Origin of the sequence: Stenotrophomonas maltophilia, assembly GCF_006970445.1 — a bacterium.
Classification (GTDB): Bacteria; Pseudomonadota; Gammaproteobacteria; order Xanthomonadales; family Xanthomonadaceae; genus Stenotrophomonas; species Stenotrophomonas maltophilia_AU.
The window spans coordinates 3,580,960-3,602,005 of record NZ_CP033877.1 but is presented as its reverse complement, the minus strand read 5'-3'; the positions used below and the strand labels follow the sequence as shown (position 1 = coordinate 3,602,005).

Annotated in this window: 16 protein-coding genes; 11 read left to right on the top strand and 5 right to left on the bottom strand. The window is 67.0% G+C overall.

Annotated features, from left to right (window positions below):
• Nucleotides 1-39: 39 nt before the first annotated feature.
• Both EGM71_RS16535 and tkt read left to right on the top strand, forming a co-directional pair.
• The gene (locus tag EGM71_RS16535; RefSeq protein ID WP_188485743.1) at nt 40-1,359 is read left to right on the top strand and encodes a dicarboxylate/amino acid:cation symporter; all 1,320 of its coding nucleotides are present in this window, start codon (nt 40-42) and stop codon (nt 1,357-1,359) included.
• A gap of 215 nt (nt 1,360-1,574) precedes the next feature.
• A complete protein-coding gene (gene tkt, locus EGM71_RS16530; RefSeq protein ID WP_188485741.1) occupies nt 1,575-3,572 on the top strand; it encodes a transketolase in 1,998 nt (665 codons plus the stop codon).
• A gap of 126 nt (nt 3,573-3,698) precedes the next feature.
• Here tkt and EGM71_RS16525 read toward each other — a convergent pair whose 3' ends face one another.
• Nucleotides 3,699-5,651, bottom strand: a complete 1,953-nt coding sequence (locus EGM71_RS16525; protein WP_188485739.1) for an acetyl-CoA hydrolase/transferase C-terminal domain-containing protein — start codon at nt 5,649-5,651, stop codon at nt 3,699-3,701.
• A gap of 34 nt (nt 5,652-5,685) precedes the next feature.
• Nucleotides 5,686-6,243 carry a flavin reductase family protein gene (locus EGM71_RS16520; protein ID WP_188485737.1) on the bottom strand — a complete coding sequence of 186 codons (558 nt, stop codon included), beginning with the start codon at nt 6,241-6,243 and terminating at the stop codon, nt 5,686-5,688.
• Nucleotides 6,244-6,361: 118 nt separating this feature from the next.
• Between EGM71_RS16520 and EGM71_RS16515 the strand changes: the two genes are divergently transcribed.
• From EGM71_RS16515 to EGM71_RS16505, 3 genes are read left to right on the top strand one after another with little or no spacing between them, the layout of a single operon-like run.
• On the top strand, nt 6,362-6,727 hold the full coding sequence (locus tag EGM71_RS16515) for a BlaI/MecI/CopY family transcriptional regulator (protein ID WP_012481135.1): 366 nt from the start codon (nt 6,362-6,364) through the stop codon (nt 6,725-6,727).
• A complete protein-coding gene (locus EGM71_RS16510) occupies nt 6,720-7,961 on the top strand; it encodes a M56 family metallopeptidase (RefSeq protein WP_188485735.1) in 1,242 nt (413 codons plus the stop codon). Before EGM71_RS16515 ends, EGM71_RS16510 begins: the two co-directional genes overlap by 8 nt.
• The gene (locus EGM71_RS16505; protein ID WP_188485733.1) at nt 7,958-8,521 is read left to right on the top strand and encodes a hypothetical protein; all 564 of its coding nucleotides are present in this window, start codon (nt 7,958-7,960) and stop codon (nt 8,519-8,521) included. Before EGM71_RS16510 ends, EGM71_RS16505 begins: the two co-directional genes overlap by 4 nt.
• A 56-nt stretch (nt 8,522-8,577) precedes the next feature.
• Here EGM71_RS16505 and EGM71_RS16500 read toward each other — a convergent pair whose 3' ends face one another.
• The 3 genes from EGM71_RS16500 to EGM71_RS16490 all read right to left on the bottom strand — a co-directional run bounded on the left by EGM71_RS16500 (nt 8,578) and on the right by EGM71_RS16490 (nt 11,403).
• On the bottom strand, nt 8,578-9,378 hold the full coding sequence (locus EGM71_RS16500) for an MBL fold metallo-hydrolase (protein WP_188485731.1): 801 nt from the start codon (nt 9,376-9,378) through the stop codon (nt 8,578-8,580).
• Between the two features lie 11 nt (nt 9,379-9,389).
• On the bottom strand, nt 9,390-10,208 hold the full coding sequence (locus tag EGM71_RS16495) for a S1/P1 nuclease (RefSeq protein ID WP_188485730.1): 819 nt from the start codon (nt 10,206-10,208) through the stop codon (nt 9,390-9,392).
• 565 nt (nt 10,209-10,773) lie between these two features.
• Nucleotides 10,774-11,403, bottom strand: a complete 630-nt coding sequence (locus EGM71_RS16490) for an OmpW/AlkL family protein (protein ID WP_188485729.1) — start codon at nt 11,401-11,403, stop codon at nt 10,774-10,776.
• Nucleotides 11,404-11,596: 193 nt separating this feature from the next.
• On the opposite strand from EGM71_RS16490, the gene gap reads away from it, so the two are divergent.
• The 6 genes from gap to pyk all read left to right on the top strand — a co-directional run bounded on the left by gap (nt 11,597) and on the right by pyk (nt 20,893).
• Entirely contained in the window at nt 11,597-12,601 is a 1,005-nt protein-coding gene (gap, locus tag EGM71_RS16485; RefSeq protein ID WP_049465610.1) for a type I glyceraldehyde-3-phosphate dehydrogenase, read from the top strand.
• 125 nt (nt 12,602-12,726) lie between these two features.
• Entirely contained in the window at nt 12,727-15,405 is a 2,679-nt protein-coding gene (locus tag EGM71_RS16480) for a DUF2339 domain-containing protein (RefSeq protein WP_188485728.1), read from the top strand.
• Nucleotides 15,402-16,778, top strand: a complete 1,377-nt coding sequence (locus tag EGM71_RS16475; protein WP_188485727.1) for a DUF3999 domain-containing protein — start codon at nt 15,402-15,404, stop codon at nt 16,776-16,778. Before EGM71_RS16480 ends, EGM71_RS16475 begins: the two co-directional genes overlap by 4 nt.
• A 643-nt stretch (nt 16,779-17,421) precedes the next feature.
• Nucleotides 17,422-18,597: a phosphoglycerate kinase gene (locus EGM71_RS16470; protein WP_188485726.1), complete on the top strand. Its 1,176-nt coding sequence runs from the start codon at nt 17,422-17,424 to the stop codon at nt 18,595-18,597.
• On the top strand, nt 18,594-19,247 hold the full coding sequence (locus tag EGM71_RS16465; RefSeq protein WP_188485725.1) for an HAD hydrolase-like protein: 654 nt from the start codon (nt 18,594-18,596) through the stop codon (nt 19,245-19,247). Before EGM71_RS16470 ends, EGM71_RS16465 begins: the two co-directional genes overlap by 4 nt.
• A 179-nt stretch (nt 19,248-19,426) precedes the next feature.
• Nucleotides 19,427-20,893, top strand: a complete 1,467-nt coding sequence (pyk, locus tag EGM71_RS16460) for a pyruvate kinase (RefSeq protein ID WP_188485723.1) — start codon at nt 19,427-19,429, stop codon at nt 20,891-20,893.
• Nucleotides 20,894-21,046 lie beyond the last annotated feature (153 nt).

The window sequence follows — 21,046 nt, the reverse complement described above, 5'->3', positions numbered from 1 at the left end:
CTTTGTTAGAGTGCATTCATTTTTCGAGGAAACCCGCGTATGACAGCAGCTGCTGCCGACAAGAAGAAGTTGCCCCTGCATTGGAAGATGGGCATCGGCTTTGCGATCGGCCTGGTCCTGGGACTGATCGTGCATGCCCTGGGCGGCAGCGTCGATGGTCTGCAGGCCGGTGCCAAGTGGGTAATGGACTACGTCACCACCCCGGCTTCGGGCCTGTTCCTCAACCTGATCTTCATGCTGATCGTGCCGCTGATCTTCTCGGCGCTGATCATGGGCGTATCGGAGATGGGCGACATCCGCGCCCTTGGCCGCATCGGCTGGAAGACGCTGGCCTACACCGTGCTGCTGTCCGGCATCGCGGTGGGCATCGGCCTGGTACTGGTCAACGTGCTCAAGCCGGGCGCGGGCGTCGATCCGCAGACCGCGGCACTGATGCTGTCGGAGAACGCCGAGCGCAGCAAGGAAATCGTCGCTGGCATCCATGGCACGCCGAAGGGCATGGACATGCTGCTGTCGATCGTGCCGAGCAACGTGCTGCAGGCCGCGTCGGACAACGGTGCGATCCTGTCGCTGATGTTCTTCGCGCTGATGTTCGGCATCGGCATGGTGCTGACCGACAACGAGAAGGTTGCCCCGCTGCGCCGCGCCATCGAAGGCGTGTTCGAAATTTCGATGACCCTGATCAACCTGGTCATCCGCCTGGCCCCCTATGCGGTGGCCTGCTTCATGTTCAACCTGGCCGCACTGTTCGGCTTCGAGCTGATCATCCGCCTCGGTGCCTACGTGGGCGTGGTGGTGCTGGCACTCGGCCTGCACATGATCGTGACCTACGGTACCGCGGTGTGGCTGTCCGGCCGCTCGCCGCTGTCGTTCTTCCGCGATACCCAGGAAGCGACGGTGATGGCGTTCTCCACCGCCTCCAGCAACGCGACCCTGCCGACCGCGCTGCGCGTGGCCGACCAGATGGGCCTGCCGCAGCGCGTGTCGCGCTTCGTGCTGACCGTGGGCGCCACCGCCAACCAGAACGGCACCGCGCTGTTCGAGGGCGTGACGGTGATCTTCCTGGCCCAGTTCTTCGGCGTGGACCTGAGCATCGGCCAGCAGATCATGGTGATGGCGGTCTGCATCCTCGGTGGCATCGGCACTGCCGGTGTGCCGTCGGGCTCGCTGCCGGTGGTGGCGATGATCTGCGCGATGGTCGGCGTGAACCCGCTGGGCATCGGCCTGATCCTGGGCGTGAACCACTTCCTGGACATGTGCCGTACCGCGCTGAACGTGACCGGTGACCTGGCCCTGACCACGCTGGTGGCCAAGGGCGAGTCGCACGATGGCCCGGCGCTGGGGCCGCAGCAGGACTGAGTCCAACGCCACTGCTGGCGACCTGATCGGGGTCGGATTCCTTTCCGCAGGGAAAGGGCTCCGACCCCTTTTTCACATGCGGAATCCGGCGGAGATCATGACGTGCCGGCCAACGGCCGGCACCTGCCAGGCACGTTGGACTGACCCCCGCCCGACGACTATGGGACAATAGGCCGCCCGCACGTCCGCGGCCGCCTCCCGATTCCGACAGAACCATGACGCAGCCTACCCGTCGCCAGTTGGCCAACGCCATCCGCTTCCTTGCCGCCGATGCGGTTGAAACCGCAAAGTCCGGCCACCCCGGCATGCCCATGGGCATGGCCGACATCGCCGAAGTCCTCTGGAACGACTACCTCCGCCATAACCCGAGCAACCCGCACTGGTTCAACCGCGACCGTTTCGTGCTGTCCAACGGCCACGGTTCGATGCTGCAGTACGCGCTGCTGCACCTGAGCGGTTACGACCTGCCGATCGAGCAGCTGAAGCTGTTCCGCCAGCTGGGCAGCCACACCGCCGGCCACCCGGAACGCCACGAGACCCCGGGCGTGGAAACCACCACCGGCCCGCTGGGCCAGGGTTTCGCCAACGCCGTGGGCTTCGCCCTGGCCGAGAAGCTGCTGGCACAGCGCTTCAACCGCCCGGAGCTGGAAGTGGTCGACCACCGCACCTGGGTGTTCATGGGTGATGGCTGCCTGATGGAAGGCGTGTCGCATGAAGCCGCCTCGCTGGCCGGCACCTGGGGCCTGCACAAGCTGGTCTGCTTCTGGGACAACAACCACATCTCCATCGACGGCAACGTCGAGGGCTGGTTCACCGACAACACCCCGGAGCGTTTCGAGGCCTACGGCTGGAACGTGGTCCGCGACGTCGATGGCCACGACCCGGAAAGCATCAAGGCCGGCATCGAGGCCGCGCTGTCGCAGAGCGACAAGCCGACCCTGATCTGCTGCCGCACCACCATTGGTTTTGGTTCGCCGAACAAGGCGGGCAAGGAATCCAGCCACGGCGCACCGCTGGGCAAGGACGAGCTGGAAGCCACCCGCAAGCAGCTGGGCTGGGAGTACGGCCCGTTCGAGATCCCGCAGGCGATCTATGACGGCTGGCGCGCCAATGGCGCCGGCACTCTGCGCCAGGCCGAGTGGGAACAGCTGTTCGACAAGTACGCCAGCCAGTATCCGGGCGAAGCCGCCGAGCTGACCCGCCGTTCGCACGGCGATCTGCCGGCCGACTTCGTTGCCAAGGCCGATGCCTACATCGCCCAGGTGGCGGCGGAAGGCCCGACGATCGCTTCGCGCAAGGCCTCGCAGCTGGCCATCGAAGCCTATGCCCCACTGCTGCCGGAAATCGTAGGCGGCTCGGCTGATCTGGCGCACTCCAACCTGACCCTGTGGAAGGGCAGCAAGTCGGTCGCCAGCGACGACGCCAACGCCAACTACGTGTACTACGGCGTGCGCGAGTTCGGCATGACCGCGATTGCCAACGGCCTGGCCCTGCACGGTGGTTTCATTCCGTTCGACGCCACCTTCCTGGTGTTCAGCGACTACGCCCGCAATGGCGTGCGCATGAGCGCCCTGATCCCGGCCCACGCCATCCACGTCTATACCCACGACTCGATCGGCCTGGGCGAAGACGGCCCGACCCACCAGCCGGTGGAGCACCTGGCTTCGCTGCGCTACATCCCGAACAACGACGTGTGGCGTCCGTGCGATGCGGTCGAGTCGGCGGTGAGCTGGAAGGCTGCGATCACCCGCCAGGACGGCCCGAGCTGCCTGGTGTTCAGCCGCCAGAACCTGCCGCACCAGCCCCGCAACGCTGAGCAGATCGCCCAGATCGAGCGCGGTGGCTACGTGCTGGCCGATGCGGCCGGTACCCCGGACGTGATCCTGATCGCCACCGGTTCGGAAGTCTCGCTGGCTACCGAAGCCAAGGCCCAGTTGGACGCGGCTGGCCTCAAGACCCGCGTGGTCTCGATGCCGTCCACCGACGTGTTCCTGCGCCAGGATGCGGCCTACCGTGAATCGGTGCTGCCGAACGCCGTGCGCAAGCGCGTGGCCGTGGAAGCCGGCGTCACCGGTTTCTGGCGCCAGTTCGTTGGCCTGGACGGTGCGGTGATCGGTATCGACACCTTCGGTGCCTCGGCCCCGGCCGACCAGCTGTACAAGCACTTCGGCATCACCACCGCCCACGTGGTGGAAGCCGCCAAGGCGCTGTAAGCAGCCTCGCGGTGCAATGAAGGAAAGGCCGGCGCATGCCGGCCTTTTCTTTGCCGCAAGAAAAAGGGGACGGAGGGGATTAAGTCGTTTGTGCACAAACGACTTAATCCCCTCCGTCCCCATTTCTCAGGCGGTACGCGCCAGTGCCAGCCGCAGCAGTCGCGCGTCCAGGCGTTCTGCGAAATCCTTCGGTGCTTGCAGGCCCATGCGCTGCAGGTACACCGCATCGCCGTCGCCAGCGGGTTGGCGCAGCGCTGCCCAGACCGTACGCAGCTTGTCGCCGCGGGTCTGCGTGTTGGCCTTCAGCCAGGCCAGCGCTTTCACCAGCACCTGCTCGATCTCGTTGAAATCGCTGCCCAGCGGATAGTCCGGCAGGCTGCCATCAGCGCGGAACGGCGCCAGTGCCGCCGCCAGCGCCTGTGGCGTGTTGCGCCGCTGACGCTCCGGATCCGGTTGCGCGGCCGCCAGCAACTTGCGCGAGGCATGTGCCTGCTGCAGCAGATCGCTCTGGAACGGGGCTTCGGTGACTGCGGTCATCGCATGCACGCAGTCCTCGTCGGTCAGCCCACGCAGGTCGGCGATGCCGTACTCGTTGAGGTAGATGTCGCGCAGGTGGCGCGGGATGGTGGTGTGACCGTAGTTCCAGCGCACGTTCGATTCGCGCCGGCCCTGGTCATCGCGCGCGGCACGGAACATCAGCACGCTGCGGGCCTCCGGCAGCGCATGTGCCATCGCCACGAAGTTGTACTGGCCACCCACACCGGACACCACGCGTCCATCGTCCAGCGCATCCGACACCGCCGCGCCCAACGCGGTGGCCATCATGCAGGAGTTGAAGAAGCGCGCATGGCGGCGCTGCAGGCGCTCCAGTGTTTCGTTGCCGCCGTACAGCTGGTTGATCTCGCTGATCCGGCGCATGCCGATCGCACGGCACTCGTCTTCCGGCAGCGTGCGCAGCCATTCGTAGAATTCCGGCGAACCCAGGTAGAACGCGCCGTGCAGGTACTCGCCTTCGGCAGCCAGGGTGGCGTGGTCGATCGACAGCGTGCTGCCATTCTCGATGCGCTGCATCAGCGCCAGGTCGTCGTGCACCTTGCGCTTGATCACCCCGGTCTGCACCAGCCTGCGGAAGCCTTCGTTGAGCATCTCGCTGCAGCCGTACAGTCCCACTTCGAACGGGTCCACACCACCGATTTCCTGCACCAGCGGATGGCTGGCCAGCTGCGGATCCAGCGCATGCAGCACGCGGCGGTAGCGCGCGTTGTCGGTGTGGCGCAGCACCAGCGCATGGCTGAGTGCATCAGCCAACGTGCCGATGCCGATCTGCAGGGTGCCGCCGTCGCGCACCAGCGTGCTGGCGTACAGGCCGATGGCGTAGTCGGCATCGCCGACCGGCTGCCGCGGCAGCCCGAACAGCGCCGGATACGGCGGCGGCGGGGTGATCACCAGATCGAAGAACGACACATCGACCGTGGCCGAGCCACCCATATAGGGCAGTTGCGGATCGATCTCGGCAATCATCAATGGGCGCGGCAGGCCGCGCGCGGTCATTGCATCCAGCGTGTCCTGGGTGATGTCGTTGTTGCACGACAGCGAAAGCCGGCGGTCGTTCGGTCGCATCGCCACCTTCTGCACGATCACCTGCGGTGCGCGCTGCGCCACCGCGTCGGCGGCGTGGGTGTAGTTCAGGCTGGTATAGCTGGACTGCGCTTGTCGTGAGCCAAGCAGGGCACCGGACTGCATGTAGAACTCTTCCACCTGCACATGGGCTGGCAGCGCATCGCGCGCGATCGCATCGGCATAGGCCAGGCGCGGGAAATCATCGCCGAAATGGCGCTGCGCGAACGGCGCCAGGAAGCGCGCTTCCAGGCCGTTGCCGCGTGGCTTCGGCGGATTCAGCGAGAGTGCGGTGTACAGCTGCAGCGGCCGCGCCGGATCGTGCTCTACGCGTGCATACAGGGCATTGAGCAGCCGATGCGGCTTGCCAAGCGCCAGCGGTGCCCCGATCCGCAGCGGCCCGTCCACGCGCGCAAACAACCAGTCGACGGCGGCGTCCAGGTCGGTGAGGTGTTCGGTCATGCGCGGCGGTCCTGCGTGTGGGGGAGTGCTGGCATTACAGCATGTCGGGCTTGAACCGCCGTCGACGCGAGACTTCCGTGCCGGACACCATGAACTGCCCATCGCCGCGGTAATGCACCGTGCGCGGCAGTTTCGGCCGGGGCGCAACATGGGCGCACACGATTTCCCAGATGAACAGGTTGCTCGACGCCACCTGGCTGTCGTCGTACAAGCGGCATTCGAAGCTCGAATGGCATTGGCCGACCAGCGGCGCGCCGACCTCGCGCGCGGGCAGCGCGTCGAGCTTGAAACGGGCGAACTTGTCGACCTCGCGTCCGCTGCAGTTGCCGATGTCCACCACCGTATCCAGCAGCTCCACGCCGGGCACGTTGATCACGCACTCGCCGCTGCCACGGGCCAGCGCGTGGCTGTGGTTCGCGTCCCACAGGTAGGTGGCGACCAGCGAAGGCGAGAAGCCCATCACCATGTGCCAGCCCATCGTCATCAGGTTGCGCTGGCCGCGCCAGGCGGTGCTGACCAGCACGATCGGGCCGGGTTCGAGGAAGCGACGGGCCTGCTCGACCGGGAACTCCTTCTTGGGCAGCGCCTTCATCCGATGCCTGGGGCGGGAGGAATCGATGCTCGCGCAGCCGGGATGAACCCGGAGTCGAGGGGCTTGACAGGAGATTTGATTACGCGCGTAATCGAACCGTCGATTACGGATGTAAACCATGACCCCGATCAGCGAAGCCGAAGCCGTTGTGATGGAGGTGCTGTGGCAGCAGGCACCGCGTAGCGCCGACGAGGTAGTGGCCGCGCTGGCCCATCGTGACTGGGCCGAGCCGACCATCAAGACCCTGCTCAACCGCCTGCTGACCAAGGGCGCGATCGCCGCCGAGCGCGATGGCCGACGCTACCTGTACCGGCCGCTGCTGCAGCGCCAGGCGTGGGTGGAGGCGCAGAGCCAGGACTTCATTGGCCGTGTGTTCGAAGGACGCGTGGCGCCGTTGGTGGCGCACTTCAGCGAGCGCGGCCAATTGAGCGCGCAGGACATCGCCGAACTGAAGAAGCTTATCCAGGAGCTGGACCATGACTGAGCTGCTCGACGGACTGTGGCAGGCCAGCCTGTGGCTGGCAGTGGGGGTGGTCCTGCTGGCGATGCTGCGGCCATTGCTGGTGCGGATGGGGGGCGCTGGGTTGGCCTACCGCAGCTGGTGGCTGCTGCCGATGCTGCTGGTGGCACTGATGCTGCCGTTGCCACAGGTTGCGTTGTTGCAGCAGGTACCCACGCTGCCGCTGAAAGTGATGCCGGGGGCCACCGACGGTGGAGCGGGTGGGTCGGTGCCTGGGGCTGGACTGTTGCTGCTGGCCTGGGCGCTGGGCATGGGCCTCTGCCTGCTGCGCGACCTGCGCGCACAGCGTCGTTTCGAACGATGCATGGGCCCACTGAAGCCGCGCACCGATGGCAGCTGGCAGGCCAGCGGCGATCCTGGCCTGCCCGCGCTGGTTGGCCTGTGGCGCCCACGGATCGTGGTCGGTCCCGACTTCGACCAGCAGTTCACTGCGCAGGAACAGGGCCTGATCCTGCAGCACGAGCACAGCCACCGGCGCAATGGCGATCACTGGGCCAATGGGGCGCTGCTGCTGGTGCGCGCGGTGTTCTGGTTCCATCCACTTCTGTCGTGGGCCGCGTGCCGCTTCCTGCGCGACCAGGAACTGGCCTGCGACGCCCGCACCATGGCCCCGCAGCCGGCGCTGCGCGGCCTCTACGCCAGCACGCTGCTGAAGGCGCAGCTGGTCCATCCGGTTGCGCCCGCGGTCTGCCATTGGCGCAGCCAACCCGTGTTGAAGGAGCGTATTGCCATGTTGAAGCAGTCCAAGCGGAAGGCATTGCCGTGGGTGTCCGGGCAGGTGCTGGTGGTCGGGTTGTGCGTGGGCATGGGAGCGGTGGCGTGGGCGAGCCAGGGCGGCACGGCCGGGAGTCCGAGGATCGGTGTCGAGCCGTACGCGACTGCGGAAGAAGATGCGGCCAAGGCTGGACTGGATCGTCCGATCCAGGTCGACAAGATGCCACCGCCGTCCTACCCGAAGTCTGCGGTCGAGCAGCGCCAGGTAGGCGTGGTGAACCTGCGTGTGGAAGTGGACGCCAAGGGCCATCCCACTGACGTCCAGGTGCTCAGTGCCACCAATCCGGGTGTGTTTGATGCGGTCTCGATTGCTGCGGCGCGCAGCTGGACCTATCGGCCGGCGATCAAGCATGGCCAGCCGGTTGCAGGGGCGGTGAAGATTCCGATCACCTTCGCCATGGACGACGCTGAGGACGCGAAGTGAAGTGTGCGCCGCTGCTCATGACGGTGGCGCTGTTTGCAGGATGCGCGAGCCAGGAGCGCCTGACTACGGTCGATACCCGCAGTGAGAATGTCGGCCACCAGCGCCTGCAGCCGCAGGCAGGCGGCGGCAGTGGGCAACTGCAGGTGTATTCGCTGGGTGCGACCGAAGGCTACCGGATGCCGCAGCTGTACGCGGCACCGGATCCGGAGGTCGGCGATCGTGATCCGCGCGCGGAACTGGCGCCGACCACCATCTGCCTGCAGGTGGTGGTTGATGCGCAGGGCAGCGTCGAACGCAGCATGCCGCTGACCGATCGCCAGGACTGCGCTGCGGGCGCTGCACGCGAGAATGCGCCCCTGCTGCAGGCTGCGCAGGAGGCGGTGGCGATGTGGAAGTACTCGTCCGCAGCGGTCTGCCACTTTGCGGCTGGCAAGGTGCCCGCTGATCGCGGCGACTGCCGCGGCGCCGAGCGCGTCGAGCCGGTGGCGGTCACCCTGCAGTACGCCTTCACCTTCGAGATCGTGAAGGGCCAGCATGTGGTGCGCACGCAGGGGAAATGATCGCTCGCGATGCCCGGGTAGCGCCGGGCCTTGCCCGGCGAGCAAAGCGGCCTGCGTCAGGCCCCGCCCTGGATGTTGGCCTTCACCGCCGGTTGCATCAGCTTCGGTTCTTCCAACGTAGCATCGCGGGCCTGGCGCACGCTGACGAACTCCGCCTCGGCCACGCCGTCGTGCACGTGGATGTTGTGCGCGCGCTGCTCGCCGATGGTGGTTTCGTTGGCGAAGTCGCGGCCGCCCGGGCCGTAGTCGTGGCAGACGAACACGCGGGTGGCATCGGGCAGGGCCAGCAGGCGCTGGATCGAGCGGTATAGCTGTGCGGCATCACCGCCCGGGAAGTCGCAGCGGGCAGTGCCGCCGTCGGGCATGAACAGCGAGTCGCCGGTGAACAGCGCATCGCCGATCAGGTAGGCGATGCTGTCGCTGGTGTGGCCGGGCACGGCGATCACCTGGCCATGCAGTCCGCCAACGGCAAAGGTTTCCCCATCGCTGAACAGGTGGTCGAAGATCTCATCCGCACCTGGAAGCTGCAGGCCATAGCGCGGTGCGAAGGTCGCCTGTACCGCGCGGATGCCTTCACCGATGGCCAGCGTGGCCTGCGGAAAGCGCTGCTTGAGCCGGCGCCCGGCCGACACATGGTCGGCGTGGGCATGCGTCTCCAGCAGCCAGCGCAGCTGCAGGCCTTGTTGCTCGATGGCCTGCAATGCCGCGCGCAGCGGTGATTCGCTGCTGGCGTCGGTGTCCGGGTCGTAGTCCAGGACCGGGTCGATCAGCGCCGCCTCGCCGCTGGCCGGGTCGCTGACCAGGTAGCTGAAGGTATTGCTGTCACGGTGGAAGAACGACTGCACCTGGACCGGCATCGGAACTCTCCTCAGCGCGTGCCGAGCACGCGGTTCAGCAACTGCGCCAGGTTTTCACCGGCCAGTCGCAGCTGCGCTTCGGCCAGCGGCCGGTAGCGCTCGGTGTATTCGTCACCGATTTTATGCGACGCCGGATAAACGCCAGCTTGCATGGAGATGCGGCAGCTGGCTTCGGCCCACGTCTGCGGGTCGCGCTGCGGGTTGGACTGGCGCGCCAGCTTCGGCGCGCGCTGGCTCTGCAGCACCGGCAGGTAGCCGGCATCGTCCAGCTTACGGGTGTTGAGCATGCCGCTGTCCCACAGTGAATGCAGGTTGGTACCACGGTTGCCGAACTGCAGCTGGAAATCGTTGCCGCCCTTGTCGTGGGCGTAACCGGCGTGCATCGGCTGGTGGATGTCGCCGACCAGATGCACGACGAACTTCAGTGCCTGCAGGCGCTCGCCGTCGGTCAGGCTGCGGTCGCCGAGGATGGCACTCTGGGCCTTCAGGGCCTCGACGATGCAGTTGCCATTCCTGCAGTGCTTCGGTGCTTCGTAATGGCAGTTGTCCTCGGCGATGTTGACGTAGTGCCAGCCGGCCGAACGACGGCCCAGGCCCGGGTCCTTGGCGCGCAGCTGGTCCGCCCACGGCGCGATGCTGGCCAGCGTGGCGTCCGGTTCGGTGGCCAGCAGGCGGTCCACCTCGGCGCGGGCGGTGGGATTGAGGCGGGCGTCGGCGACTTCGGCAACCAGGCGGTGGCCTTGCGCGCCCCAGGCATGGGCGGGGGCGGAGACGGACAGCAGGGCCGGCGCCAGGGCGGCGGCGAGGAAGAGGGAGTGCAGGGCTTTCATGCGCACATTCTAGCGGGGTAGGTGGATTGAAGAGCGGCGCGTTCCTGTTCCGAAGTGGGAGCACAGCGGGAGGGGCAGCGGGACACGCCGTAAACCCATCCATGGGGGCTCGATGGCGCCATCCATGGCGCCAACGGTCCCACCGCCCCTCCCGCTGCGCTCCCCTCCAGACAGTGCCGCAGAGGCGGATGCAAAGGTCAAAGGCAACATCAAAATCAAATGCAGGATCAAAACCTGCCTCCTGCAATTGCAGGCAACCACTACGCCTCGGATGCACAGGTTCTGCTTCTGCTCTTACCTTTGCTTGAGCTGGCACGCGCGCGCAGATCGGAGGGGTGGAGAGGGTGAGGTGATCGGGACCGTTCGCCGCATGGATGCGGCGATCGAGCCTACAGGGACGTATTTACGGCGTGTCCCGATCACCTCACCCTCTCCGCCCAGTTCCAGAAGCCGGTGCTTTTCGCACAAACAAAAAAAAGCCCCGGCAATCACCGGGGCAACATGCTGCGAGGGTTTTGCGTGTAACGGGGGAGCGGGGGCGAAGCCCCCGCGCTCAACACACCGCTTAGAACTTGAAGACGTAGGACGCGCCGTAGACCAGCGGATCGATGTTGACCGTGCCGATCTTCTCGCCGTTCAACTTCACCTTGCTGTCGATGTCGATCCAGCGCATGTCCACGCGCAGGGCACCCTTCTCGCCGATCGCGAAGTCCACGCCGGCGTGTGCGGCCAGGCCCCACGAATCCTGCAGCTTCAGCTTGCTGCCAGCCAGCGCACCGGTGGTGTCTTCGCTGAAGAAGGTCGTGTAGTTCACACCCACGCCCACAAACGGCGACACCTTGCCCTTGCTGTTGAAGTGGTACTGCAGGGTCACCACCGGCGGCAGCTGCTTGGTGCTGCCCACGCGGCCCAGGCCGTTGATGTTGATGTCGTGCTTGAACGGCAGCGCGGCCAGCACTTCGATGCCCAGGTTGTCGGCGATGAAGTACTCACCGGTGATGGTCGGCTTGACGTCATTGTCGACGTCGACCTTCAGGGTGCCGCCGGCCAGCCAGCCGTTGTTCGACTTCGGCGCCACCTGGTGGACGCCGGCCGAGACGGTCCAGTCGCCCTTGGACTGGGCCATGGCCGGGGCGGCGGCGAGCGACAGGGCGGCGGCCAGGCTGGCCACGATCAGGGGGGAGCTCTTGCGCATGGGGGTGTTCTCGTTGCTGGGTGGATGGGGCCAGTGTCGGCCTCACGCCGCGCTAACGCTTTGATCCGGATCAAATCCTGTCCGCCGGCCTGCTGCCGGCCCCGGCGGGCCCACGGTGGCCAGCCCCGGTTTGCTAGACTTGTGGGCCCTATCCATCCCGCCGCACCTGTCGCGGCCGCAGGAGCTTGAGAACATGGCAATCAAGGTTGGTATCAACGGTTTCGGTCGCATCGGGCGTAACGTCCTGCGCTCGGCGGTGCTGAACTTCGGCGACGACATCGAAATCGTGGCCATCAACGATCTGCTGGAGCCGGACTATCTGGCGTACATGCTCAAGTACGACTCCGTGCACGGCCGTTTCAAGGCCGACGTGGCGGTGCAGGGCAACGATCTGCTGGTCAATGGCAAGAAGATCCGCCTGACCCAGGAACGCGACCCGGCCAACCTGAAGTGGGATGAAGTCGGCGCCGACGTGGTGCTGGAAGCCACCGGCCTGTTCCTGACCAAGGAAACCGCGCAGAAGCACATCGATGCCGGTGCCAAGAAGGTCATCATGTCGGCCCCGTCGAAGGACGACACGCCGATGTTCGTGTTCGGCGTGAACGACAAGACCTACGCCGGCCAGGCGATCATCTCCAACGCCTCGTGCACCACCAACTGCCTGGCCCCGCTGGCCAAGGTCATCAACGACAAGTGGGGCATCAAACGCGGCCTGATGACCACCGTGCACGCGGCCACCGCCACCCAGAAGACCGTCGACGGCCCGTCCAACAAGGACTGGCGCGGCGGCCGTGGCATCCTGGAAAACATCATTCCCTCGTCCACCGGTGCGGCCAAGGCCGTCGGCGTGGTCATCCCGGAACTGAACAAGAAGCTGACCGGCATGAGCTTCCGCGTCCCGACCTCGGACGTGTCGGTGGTCGACCTGACCGTCGAGCTGGAAAAGGAAGCCACCTACGCCGAGATCTGCGCGGAAGTGAAGGCACAGAGCGAAGGCCCGCTGAAGGGCATCCTGGGCTACACCGAAGACAAGGTCGTGGCCACCGATTTCCGCGGCGAAACCTGCACCTCGGTGTTCGACGCCGATGCCGGCATCGCCCTGGACGGCACCTTCGTCAAGCTGGTGACCTGGTACGACAACGAGTGGGGCTACTCGAACAAGTGCCTGGAAATGGCCAAGGTCATCGCCGCCAAGTAAGGCCGGCGCAGATCGCAGACGGACCCCGGCCTGGCCGGGGTTCGTCGTTTATGGAGGCCGCCCTGTCGTAGCATGGGGCGGTCGACCGCTGCCGCTGGGGCGCGGGAACGCAATGGAAGCACGCAATGGAAGCACTGATCGCCCTGGTCGTACTGGTCCTGTTGGCCATCCCGCTGCTGCTGGTGGTGGCGCTGGTGATGATCGCCGGCCTGCGCCGCCGCGTCGCTGCGCTGGAAAGCGCCATGGCCGCCGCGCCTGCCACCGCCAGGCCGGCCGCTACCGCGCCCGCGCCTGAACGGCCTGTGGCCACGCCTGCGGCCGGCGCCGATCCACCGTTCCTGCGGCCGGTCGCCGCTGCTGCGCCGCAACCCCCGCAGCCACCGGTGCGCGACGCAGCGCCGACCGAGGCGCCGGTTCCCCGTCCTGCCGCGCCACCGCCGGTACCACCGGTGCCGGTGCAGCCGCCGCTGCCTTCCGAACCGGCACTGCCCAACGTCATCGAGCGTGGCATCGGTGCGGTCAAGCGCTGGTTCACCGAAGGCAACGTGCCGGTCAAGATCGGCATGCTGGTGCTGCTGGCCGGTGTCGCGGCACTGTTGAAGTACGTCAGCGACCAGGGCTGGCTGGTGTTGCCGATCGAACTGCGCCTGGCCGGCATCACCGTGGGTGCGCTGGGCCTGCTGGCGTTCGGCTGGCACCAGCGCGAGCGCCGGCGCCTGTTTGCGCTGGCGTTGCAGGGCGGTGCCGTCGGCGTGCTGCTGCTGACCATCTTCGCGGCGTTCAAGCGCTTTGACCTGATTCCCCCGGGCTTTGCCTTCGTCAGCTCCATTGCACTGGTGGCCGGGCTGTGTGTGCTGGCGGTGGTGCAGAACTCGCGCACGCTGGCCGTGCTGGGCATCCTGGCCGGCTTCATGGCACCGCTGTGGCTGTCCACCGGCAGTGGCAACCACGTGGGGCTGTTCAGCTATTACGCCGTGCTCAATGCGGGCATCTTCGCCATTGCCTGGTTCCGCCCATGGCGCGCGCTGAACCTGCTGGGCTTCGCCTTCACCTTCGGCATCGGCACCTTCTGGGGCGTACTGCAGTACGCACCGGACAAGTTCAGCAGCACCGAGCCGTTCCTGGTGCTGTTCTTCGTGTTCTACCTGTTGATTCCGCTGCTGTACGCGCGCCGCCAGCCGGCCGGCCGACGCGACCTGATCGATGGCAGCCTGGTGTTCGGCACGCCGCTGGTCGCGTTCTCGCTGCAGGCGGGCATGCTGCACGAACAACCGATGACGCTGGCACTGTGCGCGCTGGGCCTGGCCGCGATCTACGCGGTACTGGCACGGGCGCTGATCGCACGCGCGTCGTACACCATGCTGGCGCAGTCGCATGCCGTGCTTGCGGTGGGCTTCGCCACGCTGGCGGTGCCGCTGGCATTGTCGGCGCGTGCCACCGGTGCCGTGTTTGCACTGGAAGGTGCAGGCCTGGCCTGGTTGGGGCTGCGCCAGAAGCGCTGGCTGCCGCAGGTGTCCGGCGCGTTGCTGCAGATCGGCGCCGCGTTCGCCTTCGTTGCCGGCGGTGACCACTGGCACGAAGACCTGCGCTTCCTGATCAACCCGACCGCCATTGGCGCGCTGTTGCTGGCCCTGGCCGGCTTCGCGTCGGCGTGGAGCTACCAGCGCAGGCCGCGTCATGAGGTCGCACTGGTGTACTACCTGTGGGGCCTGCTGTGGTGGCTGGGCGGCCTGGTCCATGAGATCACCCGCTTCTTCCCCTATCGCACCGAAGTGGACGCGTTGCTGGTGCTGGCTGCGGTCACTGCCTGGCTGGCCGCCGAAGTGCAGCGCCGCCAGCCGGCGCGTGCGCTGGGCGTGACCGCACTGGCCATGCTCGCGCTGGGCTTCCCGCTGGCGCTGATGCAGAGCGATGCGCACCACCAGCCGTTTGCCGGTTACGGCGCGCTGGCCTGGGCGGTGTTCGCGGTGCTGGGCGTGCGTACCCTGCTGTGCTTGCGCCAGGGCGGTGACACCGTGGCCCGCATCGCGCAGTTCCTGTGGTGGCTGCTGTGGCCGTCGCTGCTTTCGCTGCTGGCCCTGTGGGGCGGTGGCGAAGCCGATCTGGCGCAGGGCTGGACCACCCTGCTGGTGACCTTGCCGTGGCTGCTGATGGCGGCGCTGTCGCTGTGGCGCTGGAACGCGCTGCGCTGGCCGCTGGGGCAGGCCTTCGACAGCGTGCGCGTGCCGCTGCAATGCGTGCTGTTCGGCCTGCTGTCGATCGGTTGGCTGTTCGGCCAGCTGCTGCCGGGCGACGCCGCGCCGCTGTTGTGGCTCCCGGTGCTGAATCCGGCCGAGATCGGCCAGTGGTTGAGCCTGCTTCTGCTGGCGCGCTGGCTGTACAGCAGTGAGGGACCGCAGGCACCGCGGGCATTGCTGAACATCCGCATGCCGTTGCTGGCACTGGCGGCCTTCGTCGCGCTGACCAGCCTGGTGCTGCATGGCGTGCACCAGTGGGGTGGGCTGGCGTGGAACGCGTCGATGATGCGCTTCAGCCTGGCGCAGACCAGCCTGACCGTGCTGTGGAGCGTGCTGGGCGTGATTGCCTGGGTGTGGGGTTCGCGTCGTGGCCAGCGTGTGTTGTGGATGGTCGGTGCCGTGCTGATGGGCGTGGTGCTGGCCAAGCTGGTTGTTGTCGATCGCCAGCATCTGGGCAACCTGCTGGGCATCGCATCGTTCATCGCCTACGGCCTGCTGTGCACGGTCGTGGGTTATCTGGCACCGGCACCGCCGAGCGCGGCGTCGAGCGTGGAGGAAAAGCAATGAGGAAGTGGAGCAGGGCGCTGCTGCCGGCGATGTTCGGCATGCTGGCCGCCGTCGTGGCGCAGGCAGCCGATTACCGCACGCAGTATGCCGAGCAGTGGCCGCTGACATTGTCCAGTGCGCAGTCCGGCGCCTACCGGATCGTGCTGGAGCCGGCGATCTACCGCCGTGCCGTGAGCGCTGACCTCAGCGATCTGCAGGTGTTCAACGCGGCCAGCCAGTTGTTGCCGTCGGCGCTGCTGGCGCCGGACCAGCCGCTGGCGCAGCCGCCCGTGCAGCGTGAACTGCCGTGGTTCGTGCTGCCGCCGCTGGCCGATGCACAGCGCAACGATCTGCAGCTGCTGACCGAGCGCGATACCGATGGACGCGTGCGCCGGGTCGAAGCACGGGTGAGTGGCGGGGCGGCGGCGAACGGGCAGGGCGGCTGGCTGATCGACGCCAGCATGCTTGACCAGCAGCCGCTGGCGGCACTGGTGCTGGACTGGACCGACAGCGGCCAGCCGCTGCAGGCGCAGGTGCAGCTGGATGCCAGTGACGACCTGCAGCACTGGCGCTCGATTGGCCGTGACGTGCCGCTGGTGGATCTGCAGCGCGCCGGCAAGCGCCTGCTGCAGCGCCGCCTGCAGGTGGACGGCACCGCACGCTACCTGCGCATCCTGGCGCAGGGCGATTCGCGCCTGCCGACCCTGCGCGGCGTACTGGCGGAACTGCCGCCAGCGCCGGCCACGCTGCCGTGGGAATGGCTGTCGCTGGAGCCGACGTCGAAGGGCAAGGGCGAGTACACCTTCGAGATGGATGGCCGGTTCCCGGTGGCGCGTGCCGACGTGGCCAGCACCGACAACAGCCTGGTGCAATGGACGTTGTTCAGTCGCGATGACGAGAGTGCGGAGTGGCAGCGTCGCAGTGCGCCGTGGATCGCCTACCAGGTGCAGCAGGGCACGCAGGGCCAGCGCCAGCAATCGGCGGCACAGCCGCTGGGCGGCGTGCATCGCGACCGCTACTGGAAGCTGGTGGCGAATCCGGCGGAATCCGCCACCGCGCCGACGCTGCGCCTGGGCTACCAACCGGAAGTGCTGGTGTTCCTGAGCCAGGGTGCGGCGCCCTACGCACTGGCGGTGGGCAGTTCGACCGCGCGCCGCACGGACGCGCCGATCGGGGTGCTGATCGAGGAACTGCGGCAGCGCAACGATCCGTCGTGGCAGCCGACACTGGCACGACTGGAAGGCAGCCCGGAACCGCTGGCGGGAGACGCGGCGCTGAAGCCGCAGCACGATTGGAAGGCGTGGCTGTTGTGGGCGCTGCTGGGTCTGGGTGTGCTGGTGGTGGGTGGCCTGGCGCTCAGCCTGCTTCGGCAGAAGCCTGCGCCTTCGGAATAGGTTCCAGCGAACGGCGCAGCCCCTCGTGGGTGGGGTTGGTCGTCTAAAGCAAATGCAAAAGCCGCGCTTGGCCGGGCGGGGTGGGTTCGCGGGGGACGCCGCAAGTACGTCCTTGTAGGCTTGGCAGCCGCATCCATGCGGCTGACACCCCCGCGAACCCACCCCGCCCGGCCTCTGACAGTTTCCGTGTGCGTCCCCCCACGGAAGAGAAAGAAGAAGAGCAAGAGCGGAAACGGGTCGCTTCGCTCGACGGCCCTCGGGGTCAGATCCGTTTTCCGCAGGAAAACGGATCTGACCCCTTCCTTTTCCAACCGACATCAGAAACCGCTTCTGCCTTTGCCATCCGCTCCGCCACATGAACCTGTCGAGGCCGGGGTGGTGTGGGCTGGCAGGGGTGTCAGCCGCATGGATGCGGCTGCCAAGCCTCCAAGGACGGATTCACGGCGTCCCCTGCCAGCCCACACCACCCCGGCCCAGCCCCAGCATCACGAAGCGCCAGCGCTTTGGCCGTTGCCGTTGCAGTTGCTGTTGCAGTTGCTGTGCGCCTCTGCCTGCCGCAGGCATCGGCCCTCCCACCACCCGCACCCGATACAATGGCCGTCTGCCGTACCCGGCATCCCGTCCCTGAGCCAAAGAGTTGCCCATGTCCATCGTCCGCATGACCGACCTCGACCTCTCCGGCAAGCGCGTGCTGATCCGCCAGGATCTGAACGTGCCGATCGAGAATGGCCGCATCACCTCCGAACAGCGCATCACCGCTTCGCTGCCGACGCTCAAGCGCGCGCTGGAGCAGGGCGCGGCGGTGATGGTCACCTCGCACCTGGGGCGCCCGAAGGAAGGCGTGTGGAGCGAAGCGGAGTCGCTGGCGCCGGTCGCCCAGCGCCTGTCCGAGCTGCTCGGCCGCGAGGTCCCGCTGGTGCGTGACTGGGTCGACGGCGTCGACGTGCAGCCGGGCCAGTTGGTGCTGCTGGAAAACTGCCGCATGAACGTCGGCGAGGGCAAGGACGATGAAGCCCTGTCGAAGAAGTACGCGGCGCTGTGCGATGTGTTCGTGATGGATGCCTTCGGTACCGCGCACCGTGCGCAGGCCTCCACCCACGGTGTCATCCGCTTCGCACCGGTCGCAGCCGGTGGCCCGCTGCTGATGGCCGAACTGGATGCGCTGGCGCAGGCGCTGGACGCGCCGGCCAAGCCGCTGCTGGCCATCGTCGCCGGCAGCAAGGTCAGCACCAAGCTGGAACTGCTGGCCAACCTGGTCGGCAAGGTCGACCAGCTGATCGTCGGTGGTGGCATCGCCAACACCTTCATCGCTGCCGCCGGCTACAACGTCGGCAAGTCGCTGTACGAGCCGGACCTGCTGGACACCGCGAAGAAGATCGTGGCCGACGCCAAGGCGCGTGGCGCCGATATCCCGCTGCCGGTCGACGTGGTCACCGCCAAGCAGTTCATGCCGGACGCTGTTGCTGAAGTGAAGGCGGTCGACGCTGTTGCCGAAGACGATCTGATCCTGGACATCGGCCCGCAGACCGCCGCGCAGTACGCGCAGCTGATCGAGAAGGCCGGCACCGTGGTCTGGAACGGCCCGGTCGGTGTGTTCGAGTTCGAAGCCTTCAGCAAGGGCACCGAAGCGCTGGCCCGCGCCATCGCCAGCTCGCCGGCGTTCTCCATCGCCGGCGGTGGTGACACCCTGGCCGCGGTCGACAAGTTCGATATCGCCAGGCAGGTCAGCTACATCTCCACCGGCGGTGGTGCGTTCCTGGAGTTCCTGGAAGGCAAGACCCTGCCGGCCGTCGCCGCGCTCGACGCGCGCGGCGCATGAGTGCCGACCGCAGCAAGGATGTCCTGTTCTTCGACCTCGATGGCACGTTGATCGATTCGCAGGTGGGCATCACTGCCTGCATCGCCTATGCGCTGCAGAAGATGGACCATCCGGTGCCGCCGCAGGAGACGCTGCTGGGCTGGATCGGTCCGTCGCTGCGCACCACCTTCGCGCCGTTGTTCGTCGAACCGGCGCGGGTGGAACAGGCAGTGGGCTACTACCGCGAGCGCTTCGACGTCGAAGGCTGGCGCGAACACACGGTGTACCCGCAGGTGGAAGACACGCTGCGCACGCTGCATGGGCGTGGCCATCGGCTGGCGGTGGTCACCGCCAAGAACGAGCCGCACGCGCGCCGCATCCTCGCCCACCTGCCGTTCGGTGGGCTGTTCGAGGAGATCGTCGGTTCGACCCTGGATGGCTCGCGCAGCCACAAGCCGGAACTGGTCGGCGAGGCACTGCGCCGGCTGCAGGTGCAGCCCGCGCAGTGCTGGATGATCGGCGACCGCCGCATGGACATTGAAGGCGCGCGCCACCACGGCCTGCGCAGTGTCGGTGTGCTGTGGGGCTTTGGCGGTGAGGTGGAATTGACCGAAGCCGGTGCCAGCCAGCTGGCACGTGAGCCGGCGCAGCTGGAAACGCTGTTGGCGTAGTCCCCTGCAGAGCCGAGCCCATGCCCGGCTCTGCAGAACCGCCCCCCCTGCGCCAGCGTATGTCCGGACGATGTCCGTTCCATGACCCGCGGAGTCAGGCAGCACAAGGCTGTAACCGTATACATGCGGCGTGAAGGATGTGCTAATTTCCGTTCTTTAACGGGAGAGGCCCATCCACCATGTTCGAGCGTCAGCGTCGCACCAAGATCCTTGCCACCCTCGGTCCGGCCACTGATCCGCCGGGCGTGCTGGAGGATCTGTTCCGCGCCGGCGTCAATGTGGTGCGCCTGAACTTCAGCCATGGCGATCCGTCCGGCCAGGCCAAGCGTGCCGCCGAAGTGCGTGCTGCTGCGGCCCGCGTGGGCGTGGAAGTGGGCATCCTGGCCGACCTGCCGGGCCCGAAGATCCGCATCGAGCGCTTCGCCGAAGGCAAGGTGCAGCTGAAGGCGGGCGACCGCTTCGACCTGATCGCCAGCGAGAACGCCGGCCCGGGTACTGCCAGCCAGGTGGGCGTGAGCTACCTCGGCCTGCCGCAGGACGTGGGCCCGGGTGATGTGCTGCTGCTCGACGACGGCCTGATGCAGTTGCAGGTGGTGGAAGTGCAGGGCGACCGCATCGTCAACACCGTGCTCAACGATGGCGTGCTGTCCGACCGCAAGGGCCTGAACAAGCAGGGCGGTGGCCTCTCGCTGGGTGCGCTGACCGAGCGTGACAAGGAACTGATCGGCATCGTTGCCAAGATCGGCGTCGACTTCATCGCCGTGTCGTTCTGCCGCAACGCGCAGGACATGAACGACGCGCGTGACATCGCCCGCTCGCACGGCTGTGATGCCGCGCTGGTGTCGAAGATCGAGCGCACCGAGGCGATCGAGAACCTGGAAGAAATCGTCGAGGCCAGCGACGTGGTGATGGTCGCCCGTGGCGACCTTGGCGTGGAAATCGGCGATGCCGAGCTGCCGGGCCTGCAGAAGAAGATCATCAAGGCCTCGCTGGCGCAGAACAAGGTGGTGATCACCGCCACGCAGATGCTGCAGTCGATGGTGGAAAGCCCGATCCCGACGCGTGCGGAAGTGCTGGACGTGGCCAACTCGGTCATCGACGGCACCGATGCGGTGATGCTGTCGGCGGAAACCGCCGCCGGTGCCTACCCGGTCAAGGCGGTGGAAGCGATGGCACGCATCTGCCTGGGCGCCGAGCGCCAGTTCCAGACCGAGACCGACTTCAACGCTTCGCCGCGCAACCTGGAACGTGCCGACCAGGCGATTGCCATGGCCACCATGTTCCTGTCGCAGCACGTGGGTGTGCGTGCGATCGTGGCCATGACCGAATCCGGTGGCACCGCGCGTTACCTGTCGCGTTTCCGCGCCAAGGCGCCGGTGTTCGCGGTGACCCGCCATGACGGCGCGCGTCGCCAGATGGCGCTGATGCGCGATGTCTACCCGATCAACTTCGACAGCCGCGGGCTGACCCCGCGCGAAGCCGCACGCGGCAGCATCCGCCTGCTGGTCGAATCCGAACTGCTGCAGGCCGGTGACCGCGTCGTGTTCACCAGCGGCGAGCACATGGAAACCCTGGGTGCGACCAACACCCTGCGCCTGCTGGAAGTGGGCGAAGACGGCCGCGCCGGCGGCCTCGGCGATCTGTAAGGAGTGTTGGCCCGGGGTCGGAGCCGCGTTGCGGATCCGACCCCAGGGTCAGATCCCCGCAGGGGCTCTGACCCCATGCCGCAGGACATCTTTTGTCCTGCGCCGGCGTGGAAGCGTTTCCATCCTGTCCTCCACGGCGAGGCAACGGGCCGC